This is a genomic window from Rhodoferax sp., assembly GCF_039922535.1.
Taxonomy (GTDB): domain Bacteria; phylum Pseudomonadota; class Gammaproteobacteria; order Burkholderiales; family Burkholderiaceae_C; genus Rhodoferax_B.
The window spans coordinates 1-18,718 of the sequence record NZ_JBDTEM010000099.1; the positions used below are offsets into that span (position 1 = coordinate 1).

The following is an 18,718-nucleotide window of genomic DNA, read 5'->3' on the forward strand; positions in this document are numbered from 1 at the left end:
GGCCACCGCGCAGGCCACAGGGTGGCCCGAGTAGGTGTAGCCGTGATTGAAGTCGCCACCGCGCTCGATGAGTACGTCCGCGACGCGGTCGCCCACCAGCACGCCGCCCAGCGGCACGTAGCCCGAGGTGACGCCCTTGGCGAAGGTGATCAGGTCGGGCTTGATGTGCATCAGCTCGGAGCCGAACCAGGCTCCCAGCCGGCCAAAGCCGCAGATGACTTCGTCGGCAATCAGCAGGATGCCGTATTTGTCGCAGATGCGCTGGACTTCGGGCCAGTAGGTGGCCGGCGGGATGATCACCCCGCCCGCGCCCTGCACCGGCTCGCCGATGAAGGCGGCCACCTTGTCGGGTCCGACTTCCAGAATCTTGGCCTCCAGCCAGCCCGCCGCGCGCAAGCCGAACGCGTCTGCCGTTTCGCCCGGCTCGGCATTTTCAAAAAAGTACGGCTGCTCGATATGGGTGATGTTGGGGATCGGCAAATCGCCTTGCGCGTGCATGCCCGACATGCCACTCAGCGAAGCCGCAGCCATGGTGCTGCCGTGGTAGCCGTTGTGGCGGCTGATGATCACCTTGCGCTGCGGCTGGCCCAGCAGGTCCCAGTAGCGGCGCACCATGCGCACATTCGAATCATTGCTTTCGCTGCCGCTGCAGGAATAAAACACGTGCTCAAAGCCACGCCCGTCTACCTTGGGTGCCAAGCTGGCCAGCTTGGCGGCCAGAGTGGCAGCGGGCACATTGGTGGTTTGAAAGAAGCTGTTGTAGTAGGGCAGCGCCATCATTTGCTGGTAGGCGGCATCGGCCAGCTCTTTGCGGCCATAGCCCACGCTGACGCACCACAGGCCGCTCATCGCGTCCAGCAATCGGTTGCCTTCCGAATCCCAGATGTAGATGCCGTCGGCACGGGTGATGACCTTGGCCCCCCGTGCGTTCAGGTCCTGGAAGTCGGTGAAGGGGTGGAGGAAGTGGGCGCTGTCCAGCGCCTGGATGGCTGCGGTATCAATGGTATTTGGCATAGGCGTTTTCTGTAGATGAAGATCAGACGTGCATCAAACGTGCAATAGGAGGTGCTCGCGCTCCCAAGGCGAAATCACCTTCATGAACTCTTCAAACTCCAGCTCCTTGATTTCGGTGTAGACCGTGATGAACTCCTTGCCCAGGATGTCGTGCAGGTCGGTTTCGTTGCGCAGCAGGTCTAGCGCCTCGCCCAAGCTGCGCGGCAGTGAAAACGGCGCCAGATAGGCATCGCCCTTCATCTCGGCCTTGGGCTTGATCTTCTTTTGCATGCCCAGGTAGCCGCAGGCCAGCGTCATGGCCATGGCCACGTAGGGGTTGGCATCCACGCCGATCACGCGGTTCTCAATGCGCCGCGCCTGCGGGCTGGAGATGGGCGAACGGATGCCGACAGTGCGGTTGTCGTAGCCCCATTCGATATTGATGGGGGCGGCCGTATTGCGCGACAAGCGGCGGTAGCTGTTGACGTACGGGGCCACCAGGGCCATGGCGGCAGGCTGGTAGCGCTGCAGGCCGCCGATGTAGTGGAAGAAAGCCTCGGATGGGGTGCCATCGTCGTTGCTAAAGATGTTTTTACCCGTGGTTTTGTTGACCAGGCTCTGGTGCACGTGCATGGCGCTGCCGGGCTCGCCCTCGATGGGCTTGGCCATGAAGGTGGCGTACATGTCGTGGCGCAGCGCCACCTCGCGCACCGTGCGTTTGAAGAAAAACACCTCGTCGGCCAGGCCCAGTGGGTGGGCGTGGAAGAAGTTGATCTCCATCTGCCCGGCCCCGGCTTCGTGGATCAGCGTGTCCACGTTCAGCTCCATCTTGTCGCAGTAGTCGTACAGCTCTTCAAATAGCGGGTCAAATTCATTCACTGCGTCAATGCTGTACGACTGGCGCGAGGTTTCGGCCCGGCCGCTGCGGCCAATCGGCGGGCGCAGCACGGTGTTAGGGTCGGTGTTGCGGGCCACCAGGTAAAACTCTAGCTCGGGCGCCACCACCGGCTCCAGGCCCATCTCGGCGTACAGGTCGCAGACCCGGCGCAGCACGCTGCGGGGGGCAAACGGCACCAGCTTGCCTTCGCGGTCGTAGCAGTCGTGGATCACCTGCGCCGTGGGGTCGGTAGCCCAGGGGACGATACGCACGGTGGACGCATCGGGGCGCAGCTGCATGTCGCGGTCGGTGGGGTTGACTACGTCGTAGTAAGGGCCTTGCGACGGTAATTCGCCGGTCACGCCCATGGCCACCACGGCTTCGGGGATGCGCATGCCGCGGTCTTCGGTGAACTTGGCGCGGGGCAGAATCTTGCCGCGTGCTACCCCGGTCAGGTCGGGCACCAGGCATTCCACCTCGGTCACCCGGCGCTGGTTGAGCCAGTTCTCCAGGTCGTTGAAGCTCATGTGTTCTTTTTTGACATCGGCCATAGGCAATTTCTCCGGTTGGGTTAGGTTGCTATGACTTACGGAGCGCCCACACTAGGTACTGAGCGCTGCGTAAGCCGTTTTTTCACTTCACTTAGGTAGCGCCCGCCAGGCGCTGCGTAAGTGCTTTTTCACGCTTGCGTGATCTGCACGCGGCCCCAAAGGCCGCAAATATCGCTGTATAAAAAGGGTTCTCGGACCAGCGCCATTCGGGGTGCCACTGCACCGCGTAGGCAAACGCCGGTGCGCCGCTGATCTCGAACGCTTCGACCAGCCCGTCGGGTGCGTGGCCAATGGCACGCAAGCCCGGTGCCAGCCGCGCAATGCCCTGTCCATGCAGTGAATTCACCTGGGTCAGCACGCCGCCCGCCCACTGGGCCATGGCGGAATCGGGGGCGACAAGCAAGTCGTGGCTTAGGCCGTATTGCACTGCCAAAGGGGCAGTTTCGTCCTCTCGGTGGTCCATCATGCCGGGCAAGGCGTGCACGGCTTGGTGCAGGCTGCCACCCAGGGCCACATTGATTTCCTGGAATCCCCGGCACACGCCCAGCAGCGGCACACCCAGGGCAATGCAGTGCCGCACCAGCGCAAAGGTCAGGGTGTCGCGGGCCGGGTCCAGCGGCAGGCTAGCGTCGGCCACGGGTTCACCAAAATGGGAGGGGTGCACGTTAGACGGCGAACCGGTCAGCACCACGCCATCCACCAAAGCCAACAAGGCCGGAATATCGGCCGCATCGGCCAGCGGAAAGCTCACCGGCTGGGTCATGGCACCGTCGCGCACGGCGCGGGCGTATTTGTCACCCAGGTACAGGTAGGGCAAGGAAGAGTCGTCGCCGCCACGCTGGCGGTGGTCCAGCGGCAGCCATACCAGGGGGCGCTGCGTTACCGGAGGGCTTTGCGTTGTCGGAGGTTTAGCGGTGATTGCGTCTGAGGTGGAGGTCATGCCAACCAAGGTCCAGAAGAAAGTGTGGGCTATCCGTGATCGCCTTCACTGTAACCGACGCTTTACGTCCTGGCGCGGCACACACTATATTTTTTGTAGCTGGTTGTGCACCTGGAATCTGCGCCAGAGGCCAATTTCATGGTTAAAACTGTGCTTTCAATGGGGCACGGCGTAGAGGGCATTGACCAGTTGCGCCAGGCGTGCCCCGGCCTTGGTGAGCTGCTCGATTTGCAAAGCCTGCTGCCGGGCTCGGTAGTCGGCCGGGTCTGCTAAAACAGCAGGCCACACGCGGCTGCCCTTGTCGATGCTGGCCGGCCCCACCGACAAACCCGTAAACGCCGCACCCGACACCGCCACGGTGTCGCTGGCCCAGGTCTGCGCCAAACGGCCCAAGCCCGCCCGGCTCTTACGCAACTTCCGCGCGGCCTGCAGCATGTTGGCCGGCACGGCATCGGCGCGCGGACCGTCGGGGATGTCGTCCCAGAGCGCGTGCAGGTTGTTGCCATGGCCCATGTCGATGCTGTTGCCGCCCCGGGTTTCCAGTACTTCGGTACTACCCGGCGCGTCGGGCGCATCTGGGTCAACGGTGCTACCCGCCGCGTCCAGGTACAGCGCGCCTACGTGCAGCGGCTGGTGCAGGTCGCCAACGAAGTGCGCCAGCAGCCGCAAGGCCTCGCCCCGGCTGGTGATGCTGAACGGCGGTGGCACTGGTTTGCCCTGTAGCTCGGCGATGGCAGCGTTGATGGCATGCACCAGATCGTGGTCGTTGGTGCCCACGTAGCCCATTTTGTAGCGGCGGTGCTGGTAGGCCACGTCGGCGTAGTGGTAGGTTTTGTGGCAATCGCGCGGCTGGCCGCAAGTGTTCCAGTTGCGCGAGGCATAGCTTTGCATGGCCTTCACGCCCTCGGCGGTCTCGAAGCGGGTGCAGGCGGGCGACGGCCAGCGCTCGTCCGCAGCGTACTCAAAACCGCGGGTACCCAGGCCCACGCCCTTGGCGCAGTCCGCCCAGGGCGCCGCCTGCGCCAGGGTCAAGCCCATGTCGCGCTGCAGCCCGGCCTGGGCCTGTGGGGTCAGTAGTTGGTCGGCAATGGCTCCTACCAGCATGTGCCCCTGGTGGCCCCAGGCCAAGGCGGACAGCGGCAACAGGCTGGCCGCCGCACACACCGCCGCAATGCATCTTTTGACAAACATAGTCAGCCCTTTTCTTAGCCCGCCCAAACCACCATGGCATGGATCGCCAGGCCCGCCGGGCCACCCACCAGCGTGCCGCTGATGCGGATAAATTGCAAGTCCCGCCCTACGCTCAGTTCCAGCTCCTGCACCAGTCGGCGGTCGTCCCAGCCTTTGATAGTCTGCGAAATATGCGTGCTCACGCCCGCGCGCAGGCTCAGCGCCAGTTGGCCTGCAGCGGCCAGCGCCCATCCACCCCATATTCAAAGCCGCGCGGCCCCAGGTTCACGCCCTTGGCCCTGGCAACCACGCAAAGCAAAGAAAGCCGGCACATCACAGTGCCTGCCCAGCTACCCAGATGGTGCGGTCAGAGCGCTCCAGAGGCTGCCGTGCTGCCTGTGGTCTGGGTTGTAGTGCCGTTGGCCGCCGCGTCGTCTGCGCCTCGTCCGTGGCGGACGTGGCCAGGTGCATCGTCGACACCACGGGCCTGGCGGACGTGCCCTGGTGCGTCGTCGGTACCTCGTGCCTGGCGTACATGCCCTGCCGCGTCATCGGTGCCACGACCCACGCGGCTACCACCAGAATCGTCGCTGGATGCCAAGCGCGATGCCGATGAGCTACCAGAGGAAGAAGACGACGACGAGCCAGACGACGAACCCGAAGAAGATTTACCAGACGAGCCGGAGGAGCCGTGAGATCCCCCCTTGTCTGCCATGGCCGGGGCAGAGGCCAGTGCGAGGAACAGGCTGGCAGTCGTGGCTACGAAGGCGGTGCGAAGGGAGTTCATGGTGTGATTCCTTTAAAAGACGGTTGTTAGAACATTTATGTGTGATTTTTTCCCACACACGATCTCACTATATGCGGGAAATTTTCCCACTGCAAGATTTTTTGTGTAATTTTTTCCCACAGACACGCTACATTTAAGCCATGGATACCTCTAGCACCTCCCCAGCGGGACCACCAACGTCCCTCGTCCGCGCCTTGCGCAAGGTTCTGCGCCCGGTGGTACGTGTCATGTTGTCGCAAGGCATTACCTACCCCTACCTCGCGGAGCTGTTGAAAAATTTGTTTGTAGACGTCGCCGAAAGCGAATTCCGCCTGGAGAACAAACCGCCTACGGACAGCCGCATCAGCCTCATGACAGGCGTGCACCGCAAAGACGTGAGCCGCCTGCGTGGCGAATTGCAGTTGGCCGCAGAAGCTGTACCAGACGTGGTTTCCCTCGGCGCTGAGTTGGTTGCCGTCTGGCTGGGAACGCCGCGTTACCTGCAGGAAGACGGCAGCCCCCTGCCCCTGGCGCGCTTCGCCAGTGACGGCGGCGCGCAGTCATTCGAAAGCCTGGTGGCAGGGGTGAACAGCGACATCCGCTCGCGCGTAGTACTGGACGAGTGGCTACGCCTCGGTGTGGTGCATATCGATACCGCCAACCGTGTATGCCTGAATACCGAAGCCTTTGTACCCAGCGAAGGGTTTGACGAAAAAGCCTATTACTTTGGCCACAACCTGCATGACCATGCGGCCGCCGCCGCCAGCAACCTGCTAGGTGGGAAGCCGCCGTTTTTGGAGCGCAGCGTGCAATATGACGCGCTCAGCGAAGCCTCCATCGCCGTGCTGGCCGGGCAAAGCCGAGACGCCGCCATGAAAGCCCTGCTGGCTGTCAACAAGAATGCGCTGGCCTTGGAACAAGCAGATTCCACCACCAGCACTCCCCGCCATCGCATGACCTTCGGCGTGTACTTTTACGCCGAGCCGGTGGCTGCGGATGCCGATACCACGCCCACCCCGGCACCAGGAGCAACACCTTGACCCACCGTTGGTTCGGCCTTCCAACCGCTGTAGCCGCTGCGGTGCTAGCCGCCCTGCTCAGCGCACCAAATACCTTTGCTGCCAACGTGTGCGGAAAAAGCGACTCGCCCACTAGTCCCCAGGCTTTTTCGCCGGGAGTCGGCGGTACTGGAGACAGCGCGCTGCGCCCAGGTCTTGGTGGCACGGGCGATGTTGCCGTCAAACCGGGCATCGGTGGCACGGGTATTGGCAATGCCGCACTGCCAGACAACGGTGGCATAGGGGGCACCGGTATCGTGGGCGTGATTACTGGTTTTGCCAGCATCTGCGTCAACGGGATAGAAGTTCATTACGACACTACCACCCCGATCAACGACAACGGAGTACCCACCCAAGCCAGCGCGCTGTCTGTGGGCCAAGTGGTCGTCGTCACGGCACTAGGCCAGGCGGACGAATTGCAAGCGCAGCAGATCGCGCTGCAGCACCTGGCCATCGGCCCCGTGGACTCCGTGAACGCGGCCCGAGGTGAACTGAAGCTGCTAGGACAAACCGTGCACTGGAGCGGTGATGCGACACAGCTAGCAGGCCTGCACACCGGGCAATGGCTGCGCGTCAGCGGCTTGCGTCTTAGCGACGGCAGCATCGAGATGTCACACCTGCAGGCCGTGCCACCCCAGGCGCAAGCAATGCTCACCGGCCCGGCAGAACAGGGTGCACAAGGCACTATGCGGATCGGTGGCGCCACGGTACTAACGAAGCAACTGGGCTTTTTTGACGGGCTGCGTGCTTGGCGTGCCGCAAATGGCGGGCAAGAAGTCCAGATCCATGGCACCTGGGACGGGCAAAAGTTGCTTGCCGCTGCCGTGCAGACGCAGCCCACGCGCAAAGCAATGGGGCAAGTTGGGCGCGTCGTGCTCGAAGGCTATGTCCGATCTGCATCAAAGGACAGCGTGGACATTGGCCAAGGCCGCATGGCACTGGCTACAACGGTACCCAGCGCGGAACGTGCCGTGCTGAGCGGCGATCAAGAACAGCGGGTGCGGGTCACCGGACTACGCGATAACAACGACCGTGTCACCGTGCAGCATATTGAGGTACGGCACAGCGAAGCCAGACGCAGCAAGTCCCAAAACAGCAAAAAAGACGGGAGCACCGGCACAAGCAGCAGCTCTGACGATTCCGGCGATAACTCCGGCTCGCAAAGCTCCGGCAAAACGGAAGCGGGGGACGACAGCAAAGGCAGTAACAGCGGCAGCTCGGGGAGCAGCGGAAAATCCGGCGGCAGCGAAAGCTCGGGCTCTTCCGGGAGTTCGGGCAGTTCTAGTGGCTCGGGCAGCTCTGGAAGCTCCAGTGGCTCCGGCAGCTCCGGTGGTTCAAGTGGCTCTGGTAGCTCCGGCGGTTCTGGTAGTTCTGGCGGGAAAGGCAAAGGCAAATAAGTAGGCCAAGGCAACAGGTTGAACGTTTGGAACCCGTTAGCAAAGTCAGGCAAGCCCGGCATCCAGAGTGGCACCGCGCAGAGGTATGGCTCTTTGTTTCACGCCAGCCACACCACCAGTGCGTGCAGACCCAGCCCCGCCAGCCCGCCCACCAGCGTGCCGCTGACGCGGATGAACTGCAAGTCTCGCCCCACGCTGAGCTCCAGCTGCTGCACCAGTTGGCGGTCGTCCCAGCCCTTGATGGTTTGCGCAATATGCGTGGTCACGCCTGCGCGCAAGCTCAGCGCCAGTTGGCCTGCGGCGGCCATCACATGTTCGTTGATGGCTTCGCGCAGGCTGGTGTCGCTGGCCAGCCGTTCGCCCACGGCACCCAACGCCGCCTCCATGTTGCGGGCGATGGCGGATTGCGGATCGGCCAGATCGTCTTGCAGCAACTGTTTGATGTCGGTCCACAGTGAGGCTACAAACTGGCGCACCGCCGGGTCGGTCAATGCCCGTTCTTTCAGGTCGTCGCAGGCCTGGCGCAAGGCCGGGTCGTCGCGCAGGCGGGTGATGTAGTCGGCCAGCCAGGCCTGGTAGCGCAGGCGCGCAGGGTGCTCCGGTTGCGCCAGTACCTCGCGCAGCTCGTCCAGGGCCGAGGCGCTGAGCTTCTCCGCCATGCTGTCGGCCAGCTTGGCGGTGGAGGTAGAGGCCACCGCATCCACCATGCCCACCACCTTGGGCCATTCCTTGCTTACATGTTTGAGCAGCAGTTGCGATACCGCGGCCTTGACCTCGTGCTGCGCCAGATAGTCCCCCAGCTTGACCAGCCCGGCATCCAGCAGTTCGTTGTGCCGCCCGTCCTGCGTCAGCAGGCCCAGTACCTCGCCCGCCGTGGCCGCTGCGTCCCAACGCCGCGCCTGCGCCACCACCAGCTCCAAGGTGGCGCGCTGCATGCGCGCGTCGTCAAACACATTCAGCAGCCCCAACGCCATGCTTTGGGCTTCCTTGACCCAAAAGCCCACCCGCGCCGGGTCGCGCAGCCATTCGCCCAGGCGTTGCGCCGGGTCCAGCACCTTGAGTTTGGCCAGCAGTGTCTGCGGGTCCAGAAAGTGGTCGCGCACAAAGTCGGCCAGGCTGTCGGCAATGCGCTCCTTGCTCTGCGGAATGATGGCCGTGTGCGGCAGCGGAATCCCCAGCGGATGGCGGAACAAGGCCACCACCGCAAACCAGTCGGCCAACGCGCCAACAGCCGAAGCCTCGCAAAACGCCCGCAGCCAGCCCCAGCCACCCTGCCCGCCCATCCCATGGCTCAGCAGCAGACCGCACAGCGATGCCAGTAGCAGGGCGATTGCAAACCACTGCATGCGGCGCAAGGACTGGCGGCGGGGGTCTTTGGTAGAGGGCATGGCAGGAGCATAGCCGTTCGAACCGAAGTACAAATTTAATAGCAGTCAGCGCAGGTGCAGTATGCGCCAGCCGTATTTTTTATATCAATTTCACCCCTGTACCCGGTACGCACGCCAGCCGCCAAAGGCGGTGATGTCCCGTGCGCCGTCCAGCCCCTCTGGCTCGCAGATGAAACCTGCCACCGCACTGCCATCGGCCAGCAGCGTGCGGCCAATCCCCAGCGGTGCGGGGATGCCGTCCACAAAGCTGCCGAACTGCGCGCCGGGCAACTCCCACACCTCTACCTCGATAGCGGCACCACCCTCGGCGACGCGGACCAGGCCGGGGCGTTTGCCATCCGGCAACGCATACAGCCGGTAGACCGGAGCGGTGGTCGTGCGCTGCACCAAGCGGGCACCTCGGCTGGTGAGTTGCGGGTTCAGCGGCTGGCTTTGTAGATGCGCGCCGCAGACCGCCACCTGAATTTGGCCGGACGGCACCGCCGTCGCAGCTTCATGGGGTTTGGCGCTGTGGCCAGTCGCACCCAGCGTGGCCGCCCTGCCCTGCAGCGCTTTCTGCCAGCGCTGGGCCAAGTGCAGCAGCGGCTGGTCCTGGTGCGCCGGGGCGATGAAGGTCACGCCAAAAGGCAGTCCATCCGCGCGGAAGCTGGCCGGCACGGCGATGGCTGCGTAGTCCAGCAGATTGACGAAGTTGGTGTAAATGCCGAAGTCGCTGTTGCGGGCGATAGGCTGCTCCAGCATGGTGGCGATGCGGTGGATGGTGGGCGATGTGGGCACCAAGATGCAGTCCATCTGCGACCAAGCTTCTGCGCAGCGGCGCTGCAGGGCGCGCAGGCGGTACTGGGCAGCGAAGGCGTCGGCTGCCAGCGGCTTGGCACCGCCCAACGTGATCTCGCGCGTGACCGGGAACACAGCTTCGGGCTGTGCGTCGATGAAGGCGCGGATGGCCTGGTAGCGCTCTGCGACCCAGGGGCCTTCATACAACAAACGGGCGGTCTCGAAGAAGGGTTCAAAGTCGATCTCGACCAGCTCGGCACCCAGGTTTTGGGCATGCGCGAGTGCTTCGGCAAAACAGGCGGCGTAGCCCGCGTCGCCCAGAAACTGCAACTGGTCCGCCCGCGGAATGCCGATGCGCACATTTGCCGCGTGGCCAAAGTCAAAACCATGCGGCTGCGCGGGGCGCGAGTAGGCATCCTGCGCATCAAAACCATGGGCCACGGCGAACACCTGCTGCGCATCGTCTGCCGTCAGCGCGAAGATGGACACCGCGTCCAGCGAGCGGCAGGCCGGCACCACGCCCTGCGTGGACAGCAGGCCCAGGCTGGGTTTCAGGCCGACCAGGTTGTTGAAACCAGCCGGCACGCGGCCCGAACCTGCGGTGTCGGTACCCAGCGAAAAGCTCACCTGGCCCAGCGCCACGGACACCGCCGAGCCCGCGCTGGAGCCGCCGGACACGTAGTCCGGGTCAAAGGCGTTGCGACACGCACCGTAGGGTGAGCGCGTGCCGTTCAAACCGGTGGCAAACTGGTCCAGATTGGTCTTGCCAATGGCGATGGCGCCCGCGTCCAGCAGGCGCTGCACCACGGTGGCGCTGACCTCGGGCGTGTAGGCATAGGCCGGGCAACCCGCCGTGGTGGGCACACCGGCCAGGTCGATGTTGTCCTTGATGGCGAAGGGGATGCCCCACAGCGGCAAGCCTTCGGGGCCGCGTGCCATCAGGGCCTGGGCGCGCTCGCGCAACATGGCGATGTCTATGCGATGAATCCACGCCGTGTGCGCGTCGTCGCCAATCGTTGCCACTACCTGTTCCACCACCTGCAGCGGGGTCAGGTTGCCGTAGGCGTAGGCCTGTTGCAGGCTGCCGATGTTCAGCGAAATTTCTGTCTTTGTCATCTTCATGCTCCTACCAACACCACCACGTTTTGCCCGGCGGAAACCGCCCCGCCTTCGCGGCAGGCCACGCGCCACACCGTGCCAGCACTCGGCGCGGCCACGGTGAATTCCATCTTCATCGACTCGATGACTAGCAGCGGCTGGCCCTCGGTCACCACGTCGCCCTCATTCACCAGCAGCTTCCACACACTGCCGGGGACAGCAGTCGCCACGCTGCGTGCGCCCTCGGGCAGGTCAGCGTCCAGCAAATTGGTTTCGGCCACCTCGGGCTCGCCCACGTACTCGGCCTGGCCCGCGATGCGCCAGCGTTCGCGCTCCTCCTCAAACGCCTGGCCTTGCAACGCGCGGAAGGCGGCGATGTCGTTGGCGTTGGTGTGTAAAAACTGGCGGTAGTCGCGCAAATTGAACGTGCCCTCTTCCACCCGCAGCGGGTAGCGGCCGGCGGGGAAGTCGCGGCGGATCTGCAGCAGCTCTTCCTCACCCACCGGGTAGAAGCGGATCTGGTCGAAGAAGCGCAGCAACCAGGGCTTGCCGGGCTCGAAGGCCGGGGCTCCGCTATTCGCATCGCGCCAGCGGTTCCACATCTGCAACGTGCGGCCGACGAACTGGTAGCCGCCAGGGCCTTCCATGCCGTAGACGCACATGTAAGCGCCGCCTATGCCCACCGCGTTCTCCGGCGTCCAGGTGCGGGCCGGGTTGTACTTGGTGGTGACCAGGCGATGCCGTGGGTCCAGCGGCGTGGCGACCGGCGCGCCCAGGTAGACATCGCCCAGGCCCAGCACCAGATACGCGGCATCGAACACCGTGCGGTAAACCGCGTCGATATCGGCCAGGCCGTTGATGCGGCGGATGAACTCGATGTTGCTGGGGCACCAGGGCGCGTCGGGCCGCACGGACTGCATGTATTTCTCGATCGCCAGGCGGGTCGCGCTGTCGTCCCAGCTCAGCGGCAGGTAGACGGTACGCGATGGGACTACCAAGTCTTCGGTATCGCCCAACGCATCGTCTGCTACAAAAATCGCAGCTATCAGCGCAGGTACATCCAGCGCTAACGGCTCAAAATGTATTTGAAGCGAGCGTATGCCGGGCGTCAGATCAACTATGCCCGCCAGGCCCTGTGCCTGCAGCGCCAGCATCAGGCCGTGCACGCGCATGCGCAGCGCGATGTCGAGCACCGCGTCGCCCAGCTCTACCAGCACGTAGCGATCACCCGCCTGGCGCAGCACCAGGGCTGGGCGTTCGCCCTGGGCGGCGCGCTGGGCCAGGATGGGTGAGCCCACGGCCTCGGTACGCAGCGGCACATCGGGTGCAGCCCACACCAGTTGGTTGATGCGGCTTTGCTGCGCGGCGTGCAAAACCTGGGCCTCGGCGGCCGTCACGCAGCGAAAGCGCACCGTGTCGCCGGGGCGCAGTTGGCCCATCTTCCAGCGTTCACTGGCCAGCACCACGGCGGGGCAGACAAAGCCGCCCAGACTCGGGCCGTCAGGGCCGAGGATGACGGGCATGTCACCGGTGAAGTCGATGGCGCCAATCGCGTAGGCGTTGTCGTGGATGTTCGACGGGTGCAAGCCCGCCTCGCCGCCATCGCGCCGCGCCCATGTGGGCTTGGGGCCGATGAGTCGCACCCCTGTGCGGCTGGAGTTGTAGTGCACTTGCCAGTCGGTGCCGAAGAACATGTGCACATCGGCATCGGTGAAGAAATCCGGCGCGCCGTGCGGGCCGTAGAGCACGGCGATGTCCCAGTGGTTTTGGTAGGTGAGGATGGTGTCTGCAGGCAATGCAGCCAACACCTCGCCCGCGACATCGCTGCCCATGTGCAGCATGTCGCCCACGCGCAAGGTGCGCCCGGCGTGTCCGCCAAATTGGCCCAGCGTGAAGGTGGCGCGGCTGCCCAGGTACAGCGGCACATCCAGCCCGCCACGCAGTGCCAGGTAGGTGCGCGCACCGGCGCCGACCACCGCACCCAGCTTCAATACGCTGCCCGCTTTCACCGTGTGCGACTGCCACAGGGCCAGCGGCTGGCCATCCAGCGTGACGGCCATCGCTGCGCCGCAGACAGCGACCACCGCGTCGTGGTGGAAGCGCAGGCTGGGGCCGCTGAGCGTGCACTCCAGTGCGGCGGCACCGGCTGCGTTGCCGACCAAGCGGTTCGCCAACTGCATGGCCAAGTCGTCCATCGGCCCCGAGGGCGGCACCCCCACCGCCCAGTAGCCGGTGCGGCCTGGGTGGTCTTGCACGGTGGTCTGCACGCCGGGCTCCAGCACCTCGAAGGCATTGGGCTGGTAATGCAGATCGGCCAGGCTGCGCGTGACCATCCGACCCTCGACAAACACCGGGTCGGCCACCACGGTGCGCAGATAGCGCAGATTGGTTTCTATGCCCGCCAGCCGCGTATCGGCCAGCGCGGCTTGCAGCTTGGCCACGGCATCGGCGCGGTCGCTGCCGGTGACGATGAGCTTGGCGATCATCGGGTCGTAATTCGGCGGAACCTCGCTGCCGGTGGCGACCCAGGTTTCGATGCGTACATCGGAGGGGAAAACGACTTCCGTGAGTCCACCCGCGCAGGGTTGGAAGTTGCGCGCCGGGTCTTCGGCGTACAGACGCACCTGGATGGAGGCACCTTGCGGTTCAGGCACGTCCAGCGTGAATTCATCACCCCGCGCCAGCTTCAGCATCCAGGCCACCAGGTCCACGCCCGTCACCTGCTCGGTCACGCCGTGCTCTACCTGCAGGCGGGTGTTAACTTCGAGGAAATAGAACGCGCCGGTGTCGGCATCCAGCACGTATTCCACTGTGCCGGCGCTGCGGTAGTTCACGGCTTCGGCCAGGCGCACGGCGGTTTGCTGCAAATCCACGCGGGTTTCATCGGACAGGCCGGGCGCTGGGGTTTCTTCGATGACTTTCTGGTTGCGCCGCTGGGCCGAGCAGTCGCGTTCGCCCAGGGCCACCACCCGGCCTTTGCCGTCGCCGAACAGCTGCACCTCGATGTGCCGGGCGCGCTCGACGAACTTTTCCAGGAACAAACCTGCGTCTTTGAAGTTGGCCTGGGCCAAGCGCTTCACGGCCTCGAACGCGGGGGGCATTTCAGCGTCACTGCGGATCAGGCGCATGCCGATGCCGCCGCCGCCGGCCGTGCTTTTCAGCATCACCGGGTAGCCAATCCGCGCGGCTTCGCTTTGCGCTTGTGCCAGGTCGATCAGCAGGCCGCTGCCGGGCAGCAGAGGCACGCCCTGGGCCTCGGCCAACGCACGCGCCGTGTGCTTCAGGCCAAAGGCGCGCATCTGTGCGGGCGTGGGGCCGATGAAGGCAATGCCAGCGTCTTCGCAGGCCTGGGCAAAGTCCGGGTTTTCCGACAGAAAGCCATAGCCGGGGTGGATGGCACCCGCGCCGGTGGCCTTGGCCGCGTCCAGGATGCGCTGCGGGTCCAGATAACTTTGCGCGGCCGGTGCCGGGCCGATGCAGACACTAGCATCGGCCATGGCCACGTGCAGCGAATCGGCATCGGCCTCGGAATACACGGCCACCGCGCGCAGGCCCAGCGCCTTCAGGCTGCGGATCACACGGCAGGCGATGGCGCCGCGGTTGGCGATCAAAACGGTATCGAACATGGGGGTGTCCTGATGGAGCGGGTCGTCCCGCCGGGTCAATAGCGCCCACGAGTCGTCCCGTGGGAAAATTTAAGCAAAATAGGCCTCTAGCACAGGTACTACCTGCGCAAGCAGCTACGAATTCAATAGCAACTCAATTCCAGACCAATAAGCGAATAGGCGTTGGGTTGTAGCCATTGCAGGGGTTGTTCAGCTGCGGGCAGTTCGAGATCAGCACCACCACGTCCATCTCTGCGCGCAGCTCCACGTACTTGCCCGCACCGGAGATGCCGTCTTCAAAACTCAGGTGCCCGTCGGGCGTGACCGGCACGTTCATGAAGAAGTTGATGTTGGGGGCGATGTCGCGCTTACCCAGGCCCAGCACGCCCGCCTCGCGGCAATGGCAAATGGCGTGCATAAAGCTGTCGCGGCAGCTGTGCATGGGGCGCTTGTCCAGCGCGTAGCGCACGGTGTTGCTCTCGCTGGAGCAGGCACCGCCCAGCGTGTCGTGGCGGCCACAGGTGTCTGCCGTGATGGTCAACATTACCCGGCCTTCGCTGGAGTACAGCTTGGAGCCCAGACCCAGATACAGCTGGCCGTTGCGGGCGATGGTGTCGGCCGCGCTGTAGCGTTCGTCACCGTTGGCTGCGCTGTAGAACAAGGTGTCCACCGCCTGGTTGCCTTCCAGGTCGAGGATGCGGAAGGTCTGGCCCGCGCGCACGGTGGCCATCCAGGGGTCGCCGGCCAGGCAGGTTTGGTCGAGTACGGCGTCGGCCGGATTCAATGGGCTTTCTTTCAGGCGGCTCATGCGGCAACTCCACAGTAGCATTCGGTGTTGGTAAAAGCCCGGCCGTTTTGCGGGCACTGGGTGCGGCAGGCATCGTCTGCCGCCACGGGGTCAGCGCGATAGGCAGTGAGCTGCACGTCAGAGGGGGCATACACAGGATTGGTATCCAGCGGATGCGGTGCGCTACTCAGCACGACCAGCGTGTCCATCTCGAAGCGCAAATCGACATAGCTGCCCGCCGGGCTATGGCTGGGCACATGGCTGAGCGCACCGTCTGCATCGGGCACCACCTTGCTGAAGAAGTTGACCGTGGGCACCAGGTCGCGCGCGCCCAGGCCCCACTTGGCCAGCTCGATCAGCAGGTTGTCGCGGCCATTGCGCAGCATGGCGTTGCGGTGTTGCTGGTAATTCTTTTCACCGTACTTGGCGCGCACCATGGCCGCGTCGCTCACGCCGCACCAGGTGTCGTGCCAGCCCAGGCTGTCGGCGGTGATGGAGCACAAAACCCGGCCCATGTCCGACTGGCAGACATAGCCTGCGGTGAGGAAGCCGGTGTGCTGCGACTTCAGCGTGTCGGGCATGTTGTAGCGCTCCAGCGGCTGCTCGGCGTTGAAGAACAGCGCGGAGACATTGACGCCGCCTTGCAGATCGGTGAGGCGCAGGGCCGTGCCACGGCGCAGGCGGCCAGACCAGTGGTTGCCGCCGGGGAGGTGTTCTTCCCACAGTAGGCGGTTGGCGGGGATGGGGGTCATACAGGGGTCCTTTCGTCGGCCATTTGCGTGAGTTTTTGCAATTGGTCCAGGTCGGTTTTCATGCCGGAGGTCTCGCGGATGCGGTCCAGCAGCTGGCGCTTGAGGCGCAAAAACTCGGGAGCGAGCTTCATGTCCTGTTCGCGCTTGGCAGGCAGTGGCACCTCGTAGATAGAGTCGATACGGCCAGGGCGCGGCGCCATCAACACCACGCGGTGGCCGAGGTAGATGGCCTCTTCCACGTCGTGCGTCACAAACACAATGGTGGTGCGCTCCAGGCGGTGCACGTGCAGGATCAGGTCGTGCATCACCTCGCGGGTCTGCGCGTCCAGCGCACCAAAGGGCTCGTCCATCAGCAGGATCTGCGGCTTGCCCATAAGAGCACGCGCAATTGCCACCCGCTGCTGCATACCGCCCGAGAGCTGGTTCGGGTAGGCGCTGGCCGATGCCGTGAGCCCCATGAGCTGCAGTAGCGCGTCGGCGCGGCCCGAGGCGGCTTCTACGTCGGCGCTGCTGCGGTTCTGGGTGTGGGCGCTGAGTTGGCGGCAGAAGCGGATGTTTTCCGACACCCGCAGCCAGGGGTACAGGCTGTAGTGCTGGAACACCATGGCCCGGTCTTGCCCCGGCCCGGTGATGGGTTTGCCATCTACCAGCACGTCGCCCTTGCTGTGCGTTTCCAGGCCCGCCAGGGTGCGCAGCAAGGTGGACTTGCCACAGCCGGACGCGCCGACCAGGGTGACGAACTCGTTGTTGGCGATGCCCAGATTGACATCGTTCAGCGCGGTGGTTTGTCCGAAGTATTTCCAGACGTTTTTGCATTCGATTTTCATGGCCTTACCTTGTGTGCATCCAGGGAAAAGCCTTGCGGTGCAGCAGGCGGAACAGCTGGTCAATCGCCAGGCCGATACAGCCAATCAGCAAAATCCCGGCGAAGATCTTGTCGGTCTGCAAAAAGCGCTGGGCCTTCAGAATCGCAAAGCCCAGGCCCGAGTTGGCGGCCACCAGCTCGGCCACGACCAGGTAGGTCCAGGCCCAGCCCATGGTGATGCGCAAGGTGTCTAGCAGCGCCGGTTTGGCGGACGGCAGAATCACTTTCTCCAGCACCTCGCGGCGGGTGGCACCCATGGTTTGCGCGGCTTCGATCTGCGCCATGGGCACGCGGCGCACATCCTCGGCCACCATCAGCACCATCTGGAAGAAGGTGCCAATGAAGATGATGGCCACCTTGGCGCCTTCATCAATGCCCACCCACAGCATCACCAGCGGGATAAAGGCCACGGCCGGCATGTAGCGGATGAAGTCGGTCAGCGGCTCCAGCAGCGCCTGCACCGCGCGCCAGCTACCGATGAACAGACCCAGCGGCAGCGCCAGCAGAGCCGACAGCGCCCAGCCGGTGACCACGCGCAGGGTGCTGATGGCAGCATCGCCCAGCAGGTCGTCTTCCACGGCCCAGGTGATGACGCGCGCCACCACCTTTTGCGGGCCGGGCAGAAACACCGGGTTGACCCCGGCAAAGGCCGCCAGCAGCGCCCAGCCCAGCAGCGGAACCACCAGGCCGATGAGCGCCAACATGCCGTAACTGCGACGCGAGATCGGCAGTCGTATCGACCACAGCTTGGACCACATGGTGGTGGCCTTACTTCAGTGCGTCTTGCAGCAGCGTGCCGTCTATGCCTTTGGCGGCATCCGGCTTGCCTTCGATCAGCTTGTACTGCGTCAAAAAGGCGGCGATGGTGGGCGCGGTGCTGGCCAAAGAGAGGGCCTGCTTGGCATCAAAGGCCTGGGTGTTGGCGGCGGCATCGAAGAACTTGGTGCCAGGCAGGAACACGGTGTATTCCTCGGGCGACATGCTGACCACCTTGGACATGATCTTGGCGGCCTCGGCGGGCTGCTCGCGGATGAACTTCTCGGTCTCGAACCAGGCCTTGATCATGCCGACCAGCTCTTTGCGTTTGGTCTGGATGGCTTTGTCTTGCGCCACCAGCAGATCGGGCACCAGGCCGGGCATGTCCTTGGAGGTGAACAAGGCCTTGCCTTTGCCGCTGGCCTCGATCTGGTGCACCCAGGGGTTCCACAGCACGGCGGCATCCACCTTGCCGCTGATGAAGGCGGCGGCGGCATCGCCTGCGGACAGGTTGACGATCTTCACGTCGCCCAGCTTCATGCCGTTCTTCGCCAGGGCCGTGGCCAGCACGAAGTGCGAGATGCTGAACTGCTCCAGCGCCACCTTTTTGCCCTTGAGCTGCGCAAACGAGGTGATCTTGGGGCCGACCATCAGCGCGTCGTTGCCGGCCGAGTTGTCGTTGACCAGAATGGCTTTGAGCGGCAAGCCCTTGGCCAAGGGGCCCAGCGTGTCGGACCAGGTTTGCGAATTGGCATCGAGTTGGCCGGACGACAGTGCGCCAATGGAGTCGGTGTAGTTGGCAAACCAGACCAGCTTGACATCGGCACCGTTCTTTTTGAAGAAGCCTTTTTGCTCGGCCACGTACCAGGCCACCCAGCCGGGCCAGTCGGACACGCCGACCTTGATTTCAGCGGCAGCGGGCGTGGTGATGCCAGCCG

The 18,718-nt window shown here is 64.2% G+C and carries 15 protein-coding genes and 1 pseudogene; 2 read left to right on the forward strand and 14 right to left on the reverse strand.

The features are described from left to right. The 6 genes and pseudogenes from ABI213_RS04495 to ABI213_RS04520 form a co-directional block, all read right to left on the reverse strand. Positions 1 to 1,014: aminotransferase (locus ABI213_RS04495; protein ID WP_348026229.1), on the reverse strand; the 1,014-nt coding region annotated here is incomplete at its 3' end. Between the two features lie 33 nt (positions 1,015 to 1,047). After that, the gene (locus ABI213_RS04500; protein WP_348007789.1) at positions 1,048 to 2,421 is read right to left on the reverse strand and encodes a glutamine synthetase family protein; all 1,374 of its coding nucleotides are present in this window, start codon (positions 2,419 to 2,421) and stop codon (positions 1,048 to 1,050) included. 91 nt (positions 2,422 to 2,512) lie between these two features. Further along, a complete protein-coding gene (locus ABI213_RS04505; RefSeq protein WP_348005828.1) occupies positions 2,513 to 3,361 on the reverse strand; it encodes a gamma-glutamyl-gamma-aminobutyrate hydrolase family protein in 849 nt (282 codons plus the stop codon). 156 nt (positions 3,362 to 3,517) lie between these two features. Next, a complete protein-coding gene (locus ABI213_RS04510; protein ID WP_348005827.1) occupies positions 3,518 to 4,552 on the reverse strand; it encodes a S1/P1 nuclease in 1,035 nt (344 codons plus the stop codon). Between the two features lie 14 nt (positions 4,553 to 4,566). Further along, positions 4,567 to 4,776, reverse strand: a pseudogene (locus ABI213_RS04515) (DUF445 family protein); the annotation flags it as partial. A 122-nt stretch (positions 4,777 to 4,898) separates the two neighbouring features. Beyond that, on the reverse strand, positions 4,899 to 5,318 hold the full coding sequence (locus ABI213_RS04520; protein WP_348014577.1) for a hypothetical protein: 420 nt from the start codon (positions 5,316 to 5,318) through the stop codon (positions 4,899 to 4,901). Between the two features lie 140 nt (positions 5,319 to 5,458). On the opposite strand from ABI213_RS04520, the gene ABI213_RS04525 reads away from it, so the two are divergent. Beyond that, positions 5,459 to 6,337: a DUF6502 family protein gene (locus ABI213_RS04525; RefSeq protein WP_348005825.1), complete on the forward strand. Its 879-nt coding sequence runs from the start codon at positions 5,459 to 5,461 to the stop codon at positions 6,335 to 6,337. Then, entirely contained in the window at positions 6,334 to 7,752 is a 1,419-nt protein-coding gene (locus ABI213_RS04530) for a DUF5666 domain-containing protein (protein WP_348005824.1), read from the forward strand. Before ABI213_RS04525 ends, ABI213_RS04530 begins: the two co-directional genes overlap by 4 nt. A gap of 98 nt (positions 7,753 to 7,850) precedes the next feature. Here ABI213_RS04530 and ABI213_RS04535 read toward each other — a convergent pair whose 3' ends face one another. The 8 genes from ABI213_RS04535 to ABI213_RS04570 all read right to left on the reverse strand — a co-directional run. Beyond that, positions 7,851 to 9,140 carry a DUF445 domain-containing protein gene (locus tag ABI213_RS04535; protein WP_348005823.1) on the reverse strand — a complete coding sequence of 430 codons (1,290 nt, stop codon included), beginning with the start codon at positions 9,138 to 9,140 and terminating at the stop codon, positions 7,851 to 7,853. A 90-nt stretch (positions 9,141 to 9,230) separates the two neighbouring features. Continuing rightward, a complete protein-coding gene (atzF, locus tag ABI213_RS04540; protein WP_348026231.1) occupies positions 9,231 to 11,033 on the reverse strand; it encodes an allophanate hydrolase in 1,803 nt (600 codons plus the stop codon). Between the two features lie 2 nt (positions 11,034 to 11,035). After that, complete coding sequence (gene uca / locus ABI213_RS04545) at positions 11,036 to 14,641, reverse strand: urea carboxylase (RefSeq protein WP_348026233.1); 3,606 nt, start codon at positions 14,639 to 14,641, stop codon at positions 11,036 to 11,038. Positions 14,642 to 14,774: 133 nt separating this feature from the next. Then, a complete protein-coding gene (locus tag ABI213_RS04550; protein WP_348005820.1) occupies positions 14,775 to 15,428 on the reverse strand; it encodes an urea amidolyase associated protein UAAP2 in 654 nt (217 codons plus the stop codon). Continuing rightward, positions 15,425 to 16,159 (reverse strand): urea amidolyase associated protein UAAP1, encoded by a 735-nt coding sequence (locus tag ABI213_RS04555; RefSeq protein ID WP_348005819.1) that lies wholly within the window; start codon positions 16,157 to 16,159, stop codon positions 15,425 to 15,427. Before ABI213_RS04555 ends, ABI213_RS04550 begins: the two co-directional genes overlap by 4 nt. Continuing rightward, a complete protein-coding gene (locus tag ABI213_RS04560; protein ID WP_348005818.1) occupies positions 16,156 to 16,986 on the reverse strand; it encodes an ABC transporter ATP-binding protein in 831 nt (276 codons plus the stop codon). The genes ABI213_RS04555 and ABI213_RS04560 overlap by 4 nt, the downstream gene beginning before the upstream one ends. A 4-nt stretch (positions 16,987 to 16,990) precedes the next feature. After that, positions 16,991 to 17,782, reverse strand: a complete 792-nt coding sequence (locus ABI213_RS04565; RefSeq protein WP_348005817.1) for an ABC transporter permease — start codon at positions 17,780 to 17,782, stop codon at positions 16,991 to 16,993. Positions 17,783 to 17,792: 10 nt separating this feature from the next. Next, on the reverse strand, positions 17,793 to 18,718 hold a 926-nt coding region (locus tag ABI213_RS04570), incomplete at its 5' end, for an ABC transporter substrate-binding protein (protein WP_348026235.1).